This window comes from Francisella philomiragia (genome assembly GCF_018135955.1).
Classification (GTDB): Bacteria; Pseudomonadota; Gammaproteobacteria; order Francisellales; family Francisellaceae; genus Francisella; species Francisella philomiragia.
Map to the genome: position 1 here is coordinate 59,113 of NZ_CP063138.1, position 15,329 is coordinate 74,441.

The following is a 15,329-nucleotide window of genomic DNA, read 5'->3' on the forward strand; positions in this document are numbered from 1 at the left end:
ATAAAAAAATGGCACAAATCATCGAACTGCTAAGCATATGCGAGAATATGGTCATAGAGTCTAGTTTCTAGTAAATATCCTATCAGTTTCTTCGTCTAAGAGTATATAAATCTTTACGTCTATCTCTTAGATTTTTGACACTACCAAACTGATTTAATTCACGAAGTAGATTAATATCAACATCTACTATTAGTATCATCTCAGTATTTGGGGTGGCTTCAGCTTTTATACCTGTAGGAGGGAAGGCAAAGTCACAAGGTGTGAATACCATAGATTGAGCATACTGGATATCCATGTTGTGTACATTCGGTAAGTTACCCACACTACCTGCTATAGCAACATAGCACTCGTTTTCTATAGCTCTAGCTTGAGCGCAGTTTCTAACTCTTGAGAAGCCGTTTTGAGTATCTGTCAAAAATGGTACAAAAAGAATATCCATGCCATCTTCAGCAAGTATTCTACTTAATTCAGGGAACTCTGAATCATAGCAAATCAATATACCAATTTTACCGCAATCAGTATCAAATACTTCAAGCTTGTCACCACCTTGAAGTCCCCAAACCATAGCTTCATCAGGAGTTACATGAAGTTTTTCATACTTCTCTACAGTACCATCTCTACGGCATAGATAGCCAACATTATATAGCTTTCCATCTTTCATTTCAGGCATACTTCCTGTAATGATATTGATGTTATAAGTTATAGCGAATTCTGAGAATTTATCAGTAATTGTTTGAGTATGTTTTGCAAGTTCTCTAATTGCTTCAGGTTCTGATAAATGATTATTCTCAGCCATTAATGGAGCATTGAAAAACTCTGGGAATAATGCAAAATCAGATCTATAGTTTGACACAGCATTTACGAAGTACTCCGCATGTTGCATTAGCTCATCTAAGCCTTTATATGGGCGCATTTGCCATTGAATTAATCCAAGACGTACATCTTTTTTGATAGGAGCAGCTTCTTTTGCTTCTTCTTCATAATAAATATTTGTCCATTTTAGTAATACTGCAAAGTCATTAGATTCGGTATCACCTTCTAAATATGATTTGACAACTCTAATTGGCTGAAAGTCATTACTCATCTGAAAGCGTAAAACAGGATCGTGTAGCTCTTGTCTTTTAAGTTTGTTGATATACTCTTGAGGAGTCATTTTATCAGCATATTCATGATATCCAGGTATTCTGCCACCGATAATAATGCTTTTTAAGTTTAATCTTTCGCATAAATCTTTTCTGTAATCATAAAGTCTACGACCTAGACGCATACTTCTAAATTCAGGCTTAACAAATAGATCTATACCATATAGTACATCACCTTCATCATCGTGGGTATTGAACGTATCATTTCCAGTGATTTCTTTATAAGTATGTTTATGACCAAATTTTTTGTAGTCAACAATAATTGATAATGCACATCCAGCTAACTGATCATTAACTTTTATAACGACTTGTCCTTCCGGGAATTTCTTTATTAGAGTATCTATTTGGTGATCTTCCCAGTAAGGGTTTCTAATATTGTAGACTTCTATCATAGCTTCTTTGAGTTCTTGATAGTCATCTGGGCTTAAGTAATCAAGTTTGATATTTTCTACATTTACCATTTTTTAGTTGTTTGAGTTTAAAAAGATAGTTAATACAAAGTATATTACTATAAACTTTAGTTTGTAAATGCCTTGACCAAATTTAATTTAGTATTGTAAGCGTATTAAATTTTCATAATTATCTAAATTTTTATTTGTATCAACTTAGTCTTCTCTATTATTTCTTGCTATAATATCGTGATTAAATTTTGTCTATTTATTTTTTAAAAACTTTTGAAGGGTTGATTTAAATGAGAACACATTATAGTTCAGATGTTAATGAGAAGTTACAAAATCAAAAAGTAACAATTTGTGGTTGGGTGCATAGACGCCGTGATCATGGTGGTGTTATTTTCTTAGATATTAGAGATAGAACTGGTTTAGTTCAGTTAGTTTTTAATCCAGAGAGTAAGGCTTTTAAAGTAGCAGATAGCTTAAGAGGTGAGTATGTAATCAAAGCTACAGGTACTGTGAATCTACGCCCTGAAGGTCAAGAGAACAAAAATCTTGCTAGCGGTAAAGTAGAAATTATTGGTGAAGATTTAGAGATTGTAAATAAGTCTAAAACTATCCCGTTTCAGTTAGATGATTTCCAATCAACTGGTGAAGATGTCAAGCTTAAGTATCGTTATATTGATTTACGTCGTCCGGAAATGCAAAACAAATTAATTACACGTTCTAAAGCTATTAGATATGTGCGTAATTTCTTAGATAATAATGGCTTCTTAGATATCGAAACGCCATTTTTGACAAAAGCAACTCCAGAGGGTGCTAGAGACTATCTTGTACCAAGTCGTAATTTTAATGGGAAGTTCTATGCCCTTCCTCAATCGCCTCAGCTATTCAAACAGCTTTTGATGGTTTCAGGTTTTGATAGATATTATCAGGTTGTTAAATGTTTTCGTGATGAAGATTTGAGAGCTGATAGACAGCCAGAATTTACACAGATAGATATCGAGGCTTCATTTATAGATGAAGCGTTCATTATGTCTACTATGGAAAAAATGATTGCTGGTCTTTTTGATGCAACTATCGGCGTGAAATTCGATACTCCGTTCCAAGTAATGACTTATGCAGAAGCTATGGATAAGTATGGTTCAGATAAGCCAGATCTTAGAATCCCACTTGAGTTTGTAAATATCAAAGAAGATATGAAAAACGAAGAGTTTAAAGTATTTTCAGGACCGGCAAATGATCCAGAAGCTCGTGTGGTAGCTATGCGTGTACCAGGTGGTAATGATAAGCTTAGCCGTAAGAAAATTGATGAATATACTAAGTTTGTTGGTATCTATGGTGCAAGAGGCTTAGCATATATCAAGATTAACTCACTATCTGAGGGTAAAGAAGGGTTACAGTCTCCGATTGTGAAAAATATCTCTGAAGAGACACTATTCAAGGTGATTGAAAAAACAGGTGCTCAAGTCGGTGATGTATTATTCTTTGGTGCAGCTAAAGCTAAGATTGTTAATGATTCTATGGGAGCATTGAGAGCTAAAATTGGTGAAGATTTTGAAATATTCACTAAGGATTGGGCACCATTATGGGTTGTTGATTTTCCTATGTTTGAGAAAGATGATAATCGTTTATATGCTGTTCATCATCCATTTACAGCTCCTAAGGTTGAGACTGTTGAAGAGCTTACTAAAGACCCAGAAAATCTACTTTCAAGAGCTTATGATATGGTTATCAATGGTTATGAAGTTGGTGGTGGTTCTATTCGTATTCATAGACAAGATATGCAGGCTAAAGTATTTAACTTATTAGGTATTTCTGATGAAGAAGCCCGTGAGAAGTTTGGATTTATGCTAGATGCGTTATCTTATGGTACGCCAATTCATGGTGGTATTGCATTTGGTGTGGATAGATTAATCATGTTACTTACAAATACTACAAATATCCGTGATGTGATAGCATTTCCTAAAACTCAGACAGCTAGCTGTTTGATGACAGAAGCGCCATCTAATGTTTCTCTTGAGCAATTAAATGAGCTTGGTATAGCTGTTAAGAAAGAAGATAAGTAATCTCTAAGTTAATTCAATTTTTCTCAAAATTAGCATTATTGATTTTTGCTAGTTATCTAAGATAAATTTTAGTAAGTTAAGATTCTAGAATATCTTTGTTAGCTGTTTTTGTCCAGTGAGCATTTGGTCTATCAATATATTGAAAATAATCACTAGTGAAAGCTCCTTGTATACAAGTCTCTCTACTATGTCTAAAAGTAGTGTTTTCATTATTCATGATTGCTTCCATCACACCAGGGCCTGTTAAATACCAAACTCCTAAATCAGATCTGTTGGCTTTGATATTCTTAAGTATAATATCAATGTATTCTTTAATTTTTGAATTATTAGGAGCAGCAGCAAAAAAGTAGTTAGTTGCGTAGTACTTTTTAGACTCATCTGTTTCTTTTCTATGTTTAGCTTTTATAAACATTTCATTTTTATCTTTTAAGAAGTTCTCAGGTCTAGCTACAAGACAGCCATCCATATCTATATATAGACCACCATTTTTGTATATAGCCAATAGTCTCCATAAATCTGCTTTAGCTGCTCCTACGGTTAGCTTTTTATACGCGCTTAGAGCTTCTGGATGATTTTCGGCAATATATTTATCTACAGCATCATTATCCATGAATCTATACTCATAGCGTGGAGCCATAAAACGATTAAACAAATAATTTACATATAATGGCAGAGTTACTTTATTAGTAAAGTTTGTTTGCCAAATAATTCTAGGGACATTTGATTGATTGTTTGTTTTTATAAGTGGTTTGCTATAGTTTGGAAGAGTGAATCTTTTTTTTGGGAATATCTTATGAAAAAGCTTGGATACTAGCTTGACTATATTTCCTATAATTCTGATAAATCTACTGCGTATAATATCGACATTTAGCATAAAAATATAAACTATTGAATGTTATAATCTCATCATTATAACATCCGAACTTTTTTTATGTTACTTGAAAATCAGAGCATCAAAAATGCCTTAGTAATTTTTAAATCAAAACCTGCAAAGGTTGTAGAGATATTAGATAAAAAAATAGAAATAGAAACTTTAGATAGTAAGAATATAAAATTACCTGCAAAAAATGTCCAAATACTCAGAGTTATAGAAAATGATTTTGATTTGGATAAACTTGAGAAATTAGAAATTCCTGAGTTGGAGTTAACATGGGAGTTATTACAAGAGCAACAACAAACATCAATTGATGAGTTAAGTGAGCTTCTTTTTGAATCCGTAGGAGCTAATCAAGCTTATACTGTATGGCTTTTGGTTTCAGAGGGAGAGTATTTTAGCTTTAATGATGACTTTACTATCAATATTCATTCACAAGAGCAAAAAAATGAAATAGTTAGCGATAAACAAGAGAAGCTCAGAAAAGAACAAGAACTAAATGATTTCATAGAGCGTCTTAATAATAAGACTTTTAATGTTGAAGACACAAAGTTCCTTAAAGAGATAGAGGCTTTAGCAACACTTAAAAGTACTAAATGTCGTTTCTTTAAATACTTAAATATGGAAGAGTCTGAGAATAGTGCGTATAAGCTACTCTTGGATATTGGTTATTGGGATGAATTCTTTAATCCTCATTTATATCGATATGGTGCCGAGTTAGAAAGTAATCCTGCGGAATTTAAATATAATTCTGGGTCAGATAGTCAGCGTGTCGATCTAACGCATCTAACTGCTTATGCTATAGATGATGAGGGTAGTAATGACCCTGATGATGCGATAAGTTGGGATGCTCAACAAAATAAAATGTGGGTTCATATAGCTGATCCATCTTCTAGTATTAGTTTTGGCGATGAAGTAGATCTTGAGGCTAGAGCGCGAGGTTCTAACTTATATGTGCCAGAGCATATAATTACGATGTTGCCACCTCAAGCAACACAAAAGTTAGGTTTAGGCCTACAAGAAGTATCTCCAGCTTTGTCAGTAGGATTTAGACTTGATGAGTCAGGTGATATTCATGATATTGAGATATGTTTTAGTAATATAAAAGTTACTAGATATTCTTATGAGTTCGTTGAAGAAAATATCTCTGCTCTAGAACTTGGAGACATAGAGGTTTATGCTAAATATTTCACTGATAAGCGTTTGGCAAAGGGAGCGGTAGAACTTGATTTTCCTGAGATAAAAATATCATTAGATAATGATAAGAATGTCAAGCTAACTGACTTACCACGTTTAAACTCAAGAACATTGGTACGTGATACTATGCTGATGGCTGGAGTTGCGATTGGACAGTTTTGTAAAGAAAATAATATTTGTGTACCTTTTTCGACACAGCCAGAGCATGATCTTGAGCAAGATGATTTAGAGAGTATTGACTCGATAGCCGATATGTTTGCAACACGTAAAAAGCTCCAAAGGGGTAAATACTCTACAGAACCTGATGTTCACGCAGGTATGGGTTTAGACTCTTATGTACAAGTGACAAGCCCTCTAAGAAGATATTTAGATTTACTTGTTCATTATCAATTACGTAATTTCTTAGAAAATAAGCAGATGATTGGTATTGCGGATGTTGATAATATAATTGCTCAAGTAGATATTCCTATTAAGTCAAATAGACAAACGGAGCGTTTTTCTAATTCTCATTGGAAATTAGTCTATCTAATGCAGAATCCTAATTTAGAGTTCCAAGCTGCAGTCATTGAAAAATTAGATAAAGGTCGTTTAATGGTTTCTATCGCAGATTTAGCGATGACTAAAAAACTTGCTGTTAGTGGTAAGTACGACTTAAATGATCAAATAAAATTACAAAACACCTCTGTAAACCTTGTTACACAAGAGGCTTTCTTTAAGGTTATTGAAGAGAATTAACCGAGTTCTAACAATAAATTAACAGTTTTATCCACAAGGTATAAAAAATAGCAGCAAATAAATAAGTAAGTATTTTCTTGATCGTTAAACCATTGTATAGCAATGGTTTTGGGCTTCTTTCTAATCTCTACTAAATTGGTAAATCAATACTTTTAACAAAAATTTCATATAGATATAAACAAACTTATCCACAATTGGTGTTGATATTATTCTTTCACAGCTTGAATTACTTAACGTGCAATGCTTTGAGGATGGTTTAACTTTTTAGATATTAATAAATTTTTCAAATTAATGTATCATTCTAACTAATATTAGAAGAATTAGAATTTTTATGAATTACGAACTTATTGAGTCACCAAAGCAGTCTAAATTTTGCGTTATTTGGTTACATGGTCTGGGTGCAGATGGACATGATTTTGTTGATATTATCAATTATTTTGATGTTTCATTAGATGAAATTAAATTTGTTTTTCCTCATGCTGATGTTATGCCTGTAACTATAAACATGGGGATGCAGATGCGTGCTTGGTATGATATCAAGTCACTTGATGCAAATAGTCTAAATAGGGTGGTTGATGTTGAAGGTATAAATAGTTCAATAGCAAAAGTTAACAAGTTAATAGATAGTCAAATTAATCAAGGTATTGATAGTGAAAATATTATCTTAGCAGGCTTTTCTCAAGGCGGTGTAATCGCAACTTATGCGGCTATTACATCTCAAAGGAGGCTTGGTGGCATTATGGCTTTATCTACATACTTGCCAGCATGGGATGATTTTAAAGATAAAATTACACCTATAAATAAAGGATTACCTATACTAGTTTGCCATGGTACCGATGATCAAGTATTGCCTGAAGTTCTTGGTCATGATTTATCAGAAAAGCTAAAATCTAGTGGTTTTGCTAATGAGTATAAACACTATGTGGGTATGCAACACTCTGTATGTATGGAAGAAATAAAAGATATATCAAACTTTATCGCAAAGACATTTAAAATATGAAACAAATCGTTATAGCTAGTCGCGAAAGCAAACTAGCATTGTGGCAGACAAATTACGTCAAAGACCGAATTCAACAAGAGCTAAACATTCCTTGTCAGATAAGTACTATGAAAACACAAGGAGATATTATTCTTGATAAGCCTCTTAATAAAATTGGTGGTAAGGCATTGTTCATGAAAGAGCTAGAAATAGCGATGCTTAATAACAAAGCCGATATTGCTGTACACTCTCTTAAAGATGTACCTTATCAACTGCCTCAAGGTTTTTGTTTAGCAAGCTTTATGCCTAGGGAAGACCCTAGAGATGCCTTTGTGTCAAATAAATATAGTAGCATAGATGATTTGCCAAGAGGTGCAATAGTTGGTACATCAAGTTTACGTCGTAAAGCTCAACTTTTGCATTATAGGGATGATCTTGAGATTAGAGATTTAAGAGGAAATGTTCAAACAAGATTATCAAAGCTTGACAATGGCGACTATGATGCGATTATCCTAGCAAGTGCGGGTCTTATTCGTTTAGAGCTTAATGAGAGGATAACACAGTTCATTCCTGTAGAAATATCTTTACCAGCTGTGGGTCAGGGTATAGTAGTTATAGAAGCTTTGGATAAAAGTAGTGAAATTTTACAAAAGTTACAAAAGCTAAACTGCAGTGATAGCTTTTGTGTTGCGACTGCTGAAAGAGCATTCAATCAAGAGCTAAAAGGTGGCTGTCATGTTGCAATTGGTGCATATGCAGAGTTACATGATAATCAGATAACTCTTACAGCAATGGTTGCAAGTAGTGATGGTAAAAACATCTTAAAAAGAAAACTTACAGGAGATGATCCTATGAGGCTCGGTAAATTACTAGCTCAAGAAATGATCGAGCTAGGAGCATATAAAATATTGGAGAAATAAATGGGACTTTTATTAATATTAGTTGGTATTGGTGGCGGGCTTGGTGCCATGTCAAGATTTGCATTGACTCAGGCGACGGCAAGTATTTCTAAGCAAATTCCTATAGGAATACTATTATGTAATATTATCGGTTCATTGATCATAGGTATGATGGCAGCCTTTTTGATACAAACTAAGCTCTTTAATGAAGATATTTCGACATACGTTCGATCTCTTTTTGTTACTGGTTTTCTTGGAGGATTTACTACTTTTTCTAGCTTTAGTTTAGATATCCTCAATTTGTTACAGCGTGGCGAAGCATTATTGGCTATCAGTTATATACTAGTGAGTGTGATTGTATCCTTGATAGCTGTAATCTTGGGCTTTTATTTTATTATGGGAATTTACAGATGAAAAAGAAACTGATTGTATTGATTTTAGTATCTTTGTTTATTTCAAGTTGTATACCATTTCTTGGTGGTGATATGGTAGTACAAGATGATAGATTTGAAACTGATAGGGGCAGGCATGGAATAGAAATGCAACAGGGCACTACAGTTAAACAGGTTTATCAAGCAATTAAAGAGGCTATAAAACAACATCCTGATCAATTTGAAATAAAAGGAGATGATTATAGTGATCAAAAATCTACAGTATGGACCTATTGTGATAAATATAAAGAGCCTGTTATATTTGAGGCAACTCAAAGAAATGGTAGAGTATACTTAGAAGTCAGTATCGGCGAACAGGGTCAGGCTAAACAAAATATGCAAGCTATCTACTATATCCAAGATTTAGTATTGAATAATTTACAACAATCTAATAATTAAAAACTATCATTTAATAATATCTACTTCTTAAAATCTTTTTTATAGAAAGGATTTAATCATACCCCATATATCAGAAAAACTTATATGCGAAATAAAAAATATCAATTTGAAGTAAGCTGAAGTTTAGTTTTTAATATGTCAAAATTTATGGTTATCTCAGGGCTTTTGCCAAGTTGATAAATATGGAGTGATAAGTTATGAAATTTATAAAAAGACTATTTGTATTAGTATTGATAGTAACTATCACATTTTATGTAACTATAAATAATAACTCAAATACTAAAAATGGAGTCTTAGTAGGTAGTATCGTAGGAGCTATTTTAGGACTAATCTGGAGTGTTATAACGTTAAGTATACTGTATATCCCATTATAGTAGTCGACATTTATGACGTAGTGGTAGCTAGTCAAGATATAGCGCTAAATTAGAGTTGTTATTGATCGTAATAAATAAGGAGCATCATGAAGAAGTATTCGGTAATAGTTTTGTCAATATTGTTAATAGGATGTTCAAGTAATCCAAAAATTACAGAAGTAGGGCCTGGAGTAATCGTTTCTGAGAAGCTGCTATTGACTAAAGAGCAAATAAAAAAACAAGACACTAAGGATGATGTTCTTACAGGTACAGGTGTTGGCGCCGGGTCTGGGGCCGTTGTTGGAGCCGGCGTTGGAGCTATGGGTGGAGCAATGTTAGGGGGAATGCTTGGTATAATTGGTGGTGGTTTGTGTACTATTGTTACTCTTGGTCTGGGTGCGGCACCATGTTTTGCTGCAACTGTTGGTGGAGGTATCGCAGTAGGAGCAGCTGTAGGAGCTGGATCTGGTGCCGTTATTGGAGCAGGAACAGGAGGATTGGTAGGTGCGGGCGGTAGCTATATTTACGCATCTACTAAAGATGTAGATAAAATAAAAGGTAAATATCAGTTTGAGGTTTTAGAGGATGGTAAATCTTCACCGATAACATTTGAGCAGTTTACAGATGTTGAATATGCTTCAGGAGACAAAGTAGATATTTATCAAAGTGAGTATAAGGATGTAAAGACATACTTTATAAAGCAGTTAGGTCAAGATAACAATGAAGATGCAAAGATAGAAAAAGATTAATTATTTTTCTACTTTAAAAACTGTGCCACAGTATGGGCAAGTATTAGTTTTCTTATCTTTAAGATCTATATACACTCTTGGATGTAGATTCCAATTTTCATGGTATTTAGTAGGACAAGAGACTCTTTCACCAGGATTTACTTTTATAACTTTTTGTTCTTTTTTCATTTTGGCAATTTAACAATGATTATAGTTACCTTGATTCTAGCAAAATATTATCAAATTTATAATACAAAAACAAAGCTAAATAGCATATACTAAAGGCGTTGTTGAAAAAACCAAAGGGTTTTGACATATGAAAAGGTTATACAATTCAAATATGTCAGCGAAGGTTTCTCGTACCAAGTGGGATATTTTAGCTTTATCAATTATACTTTTAATATTAAGTGTATTTGTATGGTCAACTTCTGACTTAGGCGGAAGTATAGATTATACTAGTCAATCAAGTGTTCAGCAGTATTCTGAAGTTTCTTTAGATCTTTGGCTTTTGCCGTATTATACTGCAGAAACAGTAATGCGAATGTTTATTGGCTTAGGTATTTCACTACTAATTACGTTTACATTTGGAGCATTAGCAGCCAAAAGTAAAAGAGCCGAAAGTATAATTATTCCAGCAGTTGATATTTTGCAGTCTATTCCTATTTTAGGTTTCTTTGCTATCACTGTCACTGGATTTTTAGTTCTGTTCCCAAGCTCCTTATGGGGTGCGCAATCAGCTGTAATATTCGGGATTATAACGGCTCAAGCATGGAATATGATACTAAGTTTTTATCAATCTTTAAAAACTGTGCCCAAAGAGCTAGTTGAAGCGGCTGATATGTATCAGCTTTCGGCATGGCAGAGATTCTGGAAAGTAGAAGTACCATTTTCTATGCCTGGACTTGTTTGGAATACTATGATGTCGATGTCTGCTTGTTGGTTTATGATAGTTGCATCAGAAACAATCATTGTTAACTTTAGTGCTTCGCAGTCGATACCAATTAACTTACCAGGTATAGGATCATTTATAGATGCAGCAAATAATGCCCAAGATTTTAGAGCAGTTGGTGCAGCGATAGTAATGATGTTAGTTACTATCATATTATATGATCAGTTATTGTTTAGACCACTAGTGGTATGGTCAGAGAAGTTTGTGCTAGGTGAAAATCAATCAGAGGTTTATAGTAAGTCTTGGTTTTTGAAGATATTACAAAAATCAGCAATAACTAAACTCTTTTCTAGCATCTTTGGAAGTATAAGCTCAGCTTTAATTAATATAAGATTCTTTAAGAAAAATTTAAACAAAGTTTATAATCAACCACGCCATAGAAAACAAGAAAAGCAAGAAACATTATTACAGAAGATATTATGGACTATATTTACGTTGATGATAATTATCGGTTTATTTTATTTTGCTTATCAAGCGGTGTATGGAAATGGTTCAGATATCGGTTTATCAGAAACTTTTAAAGTTTTTGGATATGGTTTATTAACAGGCTTCAGAGTTATTGTACTTATTTTTATAACTTCGATAATTTGGGTCCCAATAGGTGTTTGGGTTGGTATGCGACCTAGAATAGCTCAAAAAGTACAGCCTTACGCACAGATGGCAGCGGCATTCCCTGTTAACGTTTTATATGGCATTTTCGGAACATTAGTGATTACGTTGGGTCTTAATTTTAATATTTGGTGTATTTTATTGATGGCCCTTGGAACACAGTGGTATATCTTATTTAATGTGATTGCCGGTGCTTCAGCAATTCCAGACGAGCTGAAATTAGCGGCTAAGAATATGCAATTAAAAGGCTTTATGAAATGGCGTAAGTATTTGTTCCCAGCAGTTATGCCATATTATGTCACAGGAGCAATCACTGCTGCAGGTGGTGCATGGAATGCTAGTATTGTGTGTGAATATATCAATTGGGGAACAGGAGATCAGTCAATAATTCAAGCATCAGGTCTTGGAGATTATATTACATATTATACAAACCTTCAGGGAGATCATACGGCAAATGTCTTGTTGGGAGTGATAGTAATGTGTGTATTGGTAGTAGCATCTAATAAACTATTCTGGCGCAGATTATATAACTATGCAGAAAATCGCTTTAGTATGAATATGTAAGCATAGGAGATTTTTAGAAAATGAGTTCAAAAAAAATTTTTACAGTAGAAAAAGTTAATAAGCAATTTAACATCAAAGGTGGTCATACACTTAAAGTACTAGATAATATAGACTTTACTTTACATGAAGGTGAGATTGTTGCGTTGCTTGGTAAATCTGGCTCTGGTAAGTCAACTTTACTTAGAATTATTGCTGGTTTATTAAGCCCAAGTTCAGGTGAAGTAATGTATAGAGGTAAGAAAGTCTCGGCTCCTGTTCCAGATATTTCAATGGTCTTTCAAAGCTTTGCGCTTATGCCATGGCTTACAGTTCTACAAAATGTTGAACTAGGTCTTGAAGCACGTAATATTCCAGCAAAAGAGCGTAGAAAAAGAGCATTGAAAGCAATCGATATGGTAGGTCTTGATGGTTTCGAAAATGCTTATCCAAAAGAACTTTCTGGAGGTATGAAACAGCGAGTTGGTTTTGCTAGAGCTCTTGTACTAGAGCCAGATGTTTTGTTGATGGATGAACCTTTTTCTGCTCTTGATATTCTTACAGCTGAGAACCTTAGAGAAGACTTACTTGATCTTTGGGAAAATAATGAGGCAATGAAAGGTATTTTGTATGTTACTCATAGTATTGAAGAAGCTGTTTTGACGGCAGATAGAATTATTATATTTGGGAGTAACCCGGGGTTTATACGCGGTGAGTTGAAGATAAATATTCCTCATCCAAGAAGCTCACAAGATCCTAGCGTAGCCGATCTGGTAGATCAGGTCTATCGTATGATGACTACTGCTCAAACTAAAGAGCTATCTGAGCGTATGAATAAGAAGACCGCCATAACTATTGGTTATCGTTTACCAGATGTGGATATTTCAGAGATGAATGGTCTTTTAGATGAGATGGCTGAGATCAAGGATGTTGAGGCAGTAGATCTACCACAGTTAGCAGATGATCTACATCTTGATATTGATGATTTATTCCCAATTATTGAGATTCTATCAATTTTAAGATTTGCAGAAGTATCTGATGGTGATATAAAAATGACTGCTATGGGGCGTAAGTTTATTGATTCAAATATTGATGAAAGAAAGTTTATTTTTGGGAGATTATTCTTAAAGTATATTCCATTGGCTCGTCATGTTGTTAAAGTTTTAAGTGAGAGAGAAAGTCAATCAGCTCCTAAGAGTAGATTCTTAGCTGAGCTTGATGATTATTATCCGATGGAAGTTGCAGAGCGCGTCTTTGATACATTTATTGACTGGGCTCGTTATGCTGAGCTTGTTTACTATGATGCTAATACAGGTGTTATCTCATTGGATGATAATGCTGCTGAATATATCAAAAAAATGTAAATGTAACTTCTTTTTCCAATCAATAATTAATGTCTGCCATCAAATATTAATATTTAGCGTTTATCATAAATAAAGTAATCTATTTCAACTTTTATTCAAAGATTTGATTATGTGAAACTATTTTCTAAATCAATACTTATATTATTTTTTTTAATCACAATAAAAGTATATGCTAGTGAACCTAGTGAGAAATCAGGCTTGTCAAAGCAGGAAATGCAAATAATTTCTGATCTTCAGCAACAAATTTCTATACTTAAACAAGAAATTGGTAAAGTCCAGTCTCAAAATGTAGAAGCTAATAATAAGTCACAATTTAGTACTTATCGTCAGAAAATAGCTAATGATAGCTTTAATCAGCTTGAGTTAGGAGGGATAACTCCCCAAGATATAGCTTCTAATATAGCTAGTGATGGCCAATCCTTAGGAGATAGTACAGGCTCTCAAGGAGTCTTTGTATCAAATGGCAGAATTGATGTTGGTGGGACACCTGCAATTACGACTCAAGGTCAAATAACTTATTTAGGATCATATTCGGGTAACAACAGTATACCTATAGGAATGATTTCAAGTAATCTTTTTGCATCGACAATATTAGGACAAAGAGATACTTTTGATGATTATTCAGTATTTTTTGGTGGTTATATAGAAGCGGATGCCCAAACATGGTTTGGAAGTCAAATAAGTAGAGCAGGGGGTGCTCCGAATTTTCCTGCTAATGGTCAAAATATTTACCTAACTAATTCGAAACTATATTTTTTATCTAATTTAGGTCATTATGTAACAGCTCAATTTGATTTTGATACAGATGAAACAGGAGGATTCGGTTTAGGGAATGCTTTTGTCATCTTTGGTAATTTAGATACATCTCCATTTTTTGTAACTGCTGGTAGGAATAAGCTTTCAGTAGGATCTTATGGTGGTGGTGGACCTTGGACTAGTGGTATTATCGATGAGTTTTTATCTCCTGATAAAGTTACTAACGTTTCGTTAAACTATAAGAATGATATTATAAACACTAATATTACAGTTTTTGGCTCAGATGATAAAAGAGCTAATTTTTCAGCTGGATTTTTCTATACAGATTCTTGGACAGAAGATTTATCAGTTGGTTTTAATGCTGGATATGTTTTTAATATTGCTGGTGCTGGTAATGGAAGTATTTCTCAATTCTTAGATAATATTGGAGAGAGTGAAAAGAACATTGGCGTGTTAAACTTTGATGGTACTATGGCATATTCAATGCTTGGAGGAATCTGGCAGCTGCAAGGTGGGTGGTCAGCTACAACAAATAAACAAGATTTTCACAAAAATGGGTCTAGTGTAAATACTGGTGCGTGGTATTTAGGTGTAGCTTATGCTCTTACCTTAGGTGGAAGAGATACTAACTTTAACATTACGTATGGTCAATCATATAATGCTGAGAATATACCTATGCCAACATCAAACGCATCTCCAACATTTGGTCTTACATCTTCAGGAATCAAAAATCAGATGATTGCATCGGCACAAAGGGCATATTTTGACAATAATGTTTTATTTGGTCCAGAATACTCATATCAGAGGTTATATAATGGTGAGCATATGAATACGTTAACGTTGGATTTATCGGTATATATCTAGAGTAGAACCTATAAACTATAAAGTGTTTTAGCCTATCAATATCATAGCA

14 protein-coding genes are annotated in these 15,329 nt (G+C 33.8%); 11 read left to right on the forward strand and 3 right to left on the reverse strand.

The features are described 5' to 3' along the window. Nucleotides 1-82 precede the first annotated feature (82 nt). Nucleotides 83-1,603: a carbon-nitrogen hydrolase family protein gene (locus tag IMS64_RS00315; protein ID WP_088820677.1), complete on the reverse strand. Its 1,521-nt coding sequence runs from the start codon at nt 1,601-1,603 to the stop codon at nt 83-85. 230 nt (nt 1,604-1,833) lie between these two features. Here IMS64_RS00315 and aspS point away from each other — a divergent pair, with 230 nt between their 5' ends. After that, nucleotides 1,834-3,603, forward strand: a complete 1,770-nt coding sequence (aspS, locus tag IMS64_RS00320; protein ID WP_004286724.1) for an aspartate--tRNA ligase — start codon at nt 1,834-1,836, stop codon at nt 3,601-3,603. A gap of 76 nt (nt 3,604-3,679) precedes the next feature. On the opposite strand, the gene IMS64_RS00325 is transcribed toward aspS, so the two are convergent. Then, nucleotides 3,680-4,477: a glycosyltransferase family 32 protein gene (locus IMS64_RS00325; RefSeq protein WP_211490580.1), complete on the reverse strand. Its 798-nt coding sequence runs from the start codon at nt 4,475-4,477 to the stop codon at nt 3,680-3,682. Between the two features lie 57 nt (nt 4,478-4,534). Between IMS64_RS00325 and IMS64_RS00330 the strand changes: the two genes are divergently transcribed. The 7 genes from IMS64_RS00330 to IMS64_RS00360 all read left to right on the forward strand — a co-directional run bounded on the left by IMS64_RS00330 (nt 4,535) and on the right by IMS64_RS00360 (nt 10,219). After that, the gene (locus tag IMS64_RS00330) at nt 4,535-6,409 is read left to right on the forward strand and encodes a ribonuclease catalytic domain-containing protein (protein WP_211490581.1); all 1,875 of its coding nucleotides are present in this window, start codon (nt 4,535-4,537) and stop codon (nt 6,407-6,409) included. Between the two features lie 331 nt (nt 6,410-6,740). Continuing rightward, entirely contained in the window at nt 6,741-7,409 is a 669-nt protein-coding gene (locus IMS64_RS00335) for a dienelactone hydrolase family protein (RefSeq protein ID WP_211490582.1), read from the forward strand. After that, on the forward strand, nt 7,406-8,308 hold the full coding sequence (gene hemC / locus IMS64_RS00340; protein ID WP_200162619.1) for a hydroxymethylbilane synthase: 903 nt from the start codon (nt 7,406-7,408) through the stop codon (nt 8,306-8,308). Before IMS64_RS00335 ends, hemC begins: the two co-directional genes overlap by 4 nt. After that, nucleotides 8,309-8,701 carry a fluoride efflux transporter CrcB gene (gene crcB / locus IMS64_RS00345; protein ID WP_012280128.1) on the forward strand — a complete coding sequence of 131 codons (393 nt, stop codon included), beginning with the start codon at nt 8,309-8,311 and terminating at the stop codon, nt 8,699-8,701. Then, a complete protein-coding gene (locus tag IMS64_RS00350; RefSeq protein ID WP_211490583.1) occupies nt 8,698-9,117 on the forward strand; it encodes a hypothetical protein in 420 nt (139 codons plus the stop codon). Before crcB ends, IMS64_RS00350 begins: the two co-directional genes overlap by 4 nt. Nucleotides 9,118-9,314: 197 nt before the next feature. Beyond that, complete coding sequence (locus IMS64_RS00355) at nt 9,315-9,491, forward strand: hypothetical protein (protein WP_155269614.1); 177 nt, start codon at nt 9,315-9,317, stop codon at nt 9,489-9,491. A gap of 86 nt (nt 9,492-9,577) precedes the next feature. Then, nucleotides 9,578-10,219, forward strand: a complete 642-nt coding sequence (locus IMS64_RS00360) for a hypothetical protein (protein WP_211490584.1) — start codon at nt 9,578-9,580, stop codon at nt 10,217-10,219. On the opposite strand, the gene IMS64_RS00365 is transcribed toward IMS64_RS00360, so the two are convergent. Further along, entirely contained in the window at nt 10,220-10,387 is a 168-nt protein-coding gene (locus tag IMS64_RS00365; protein ID WP_012280125.1) for a zinc-finger domain-containing protein, read from the reverse strand. It abuts the gene before it with no gap. A gap of 127 nt (nt 10,388-10,514) precedes the next feature. Between IMS64_RS00365 and IMS64_RS00370 the strand changes: the two genes are divergently transcribed. The 3 genes from IMS64_RS00370 to IMS64_RS00380 all read left to right on the forward strand — a co-directional run bounded on the left by IMS64_RS00370 (nt 10,515) and on the right by IMS64_RS00380 (nt 15,280). Then, nucleotides 10,515-12,320: an ABC transporter permease gene (locus IMS64_RS00370; RefSeq protein WP_211490585.1), complete on the forward strand. Its 1,806-nt coding sequence runs from the start codon at nt 10,515-10,517 to the stop codon at nt 12,318-12,320. A 20-nt stretch (nt 12,321-12,340) separates the two neighbouring features. After that, nucleotides 12,341-13,660, forward strand: a complete 1,320-nt coding sequence (locus tag IMS64_RS00375) for an ABC transporter ATP-binding protein (RefSeq protein WP_042517309.1) — start codon at nt 12,341-12,343, stop codon at nt 13,658-13,660. 111 nt (nt 13,661-13,771) lie between these two features. Beyond that, entirely contained in the window at nt 13,772-15,280 is a 1,509-nt protein-coding gene (locus IMS64_RS00380; protein WP_211490586.1) for a DUF3573 domain-containing protein, read from the forward strand. The last annotated feature ends 49 nt before the right edge of the window (nt 15,281-15,329 follow it).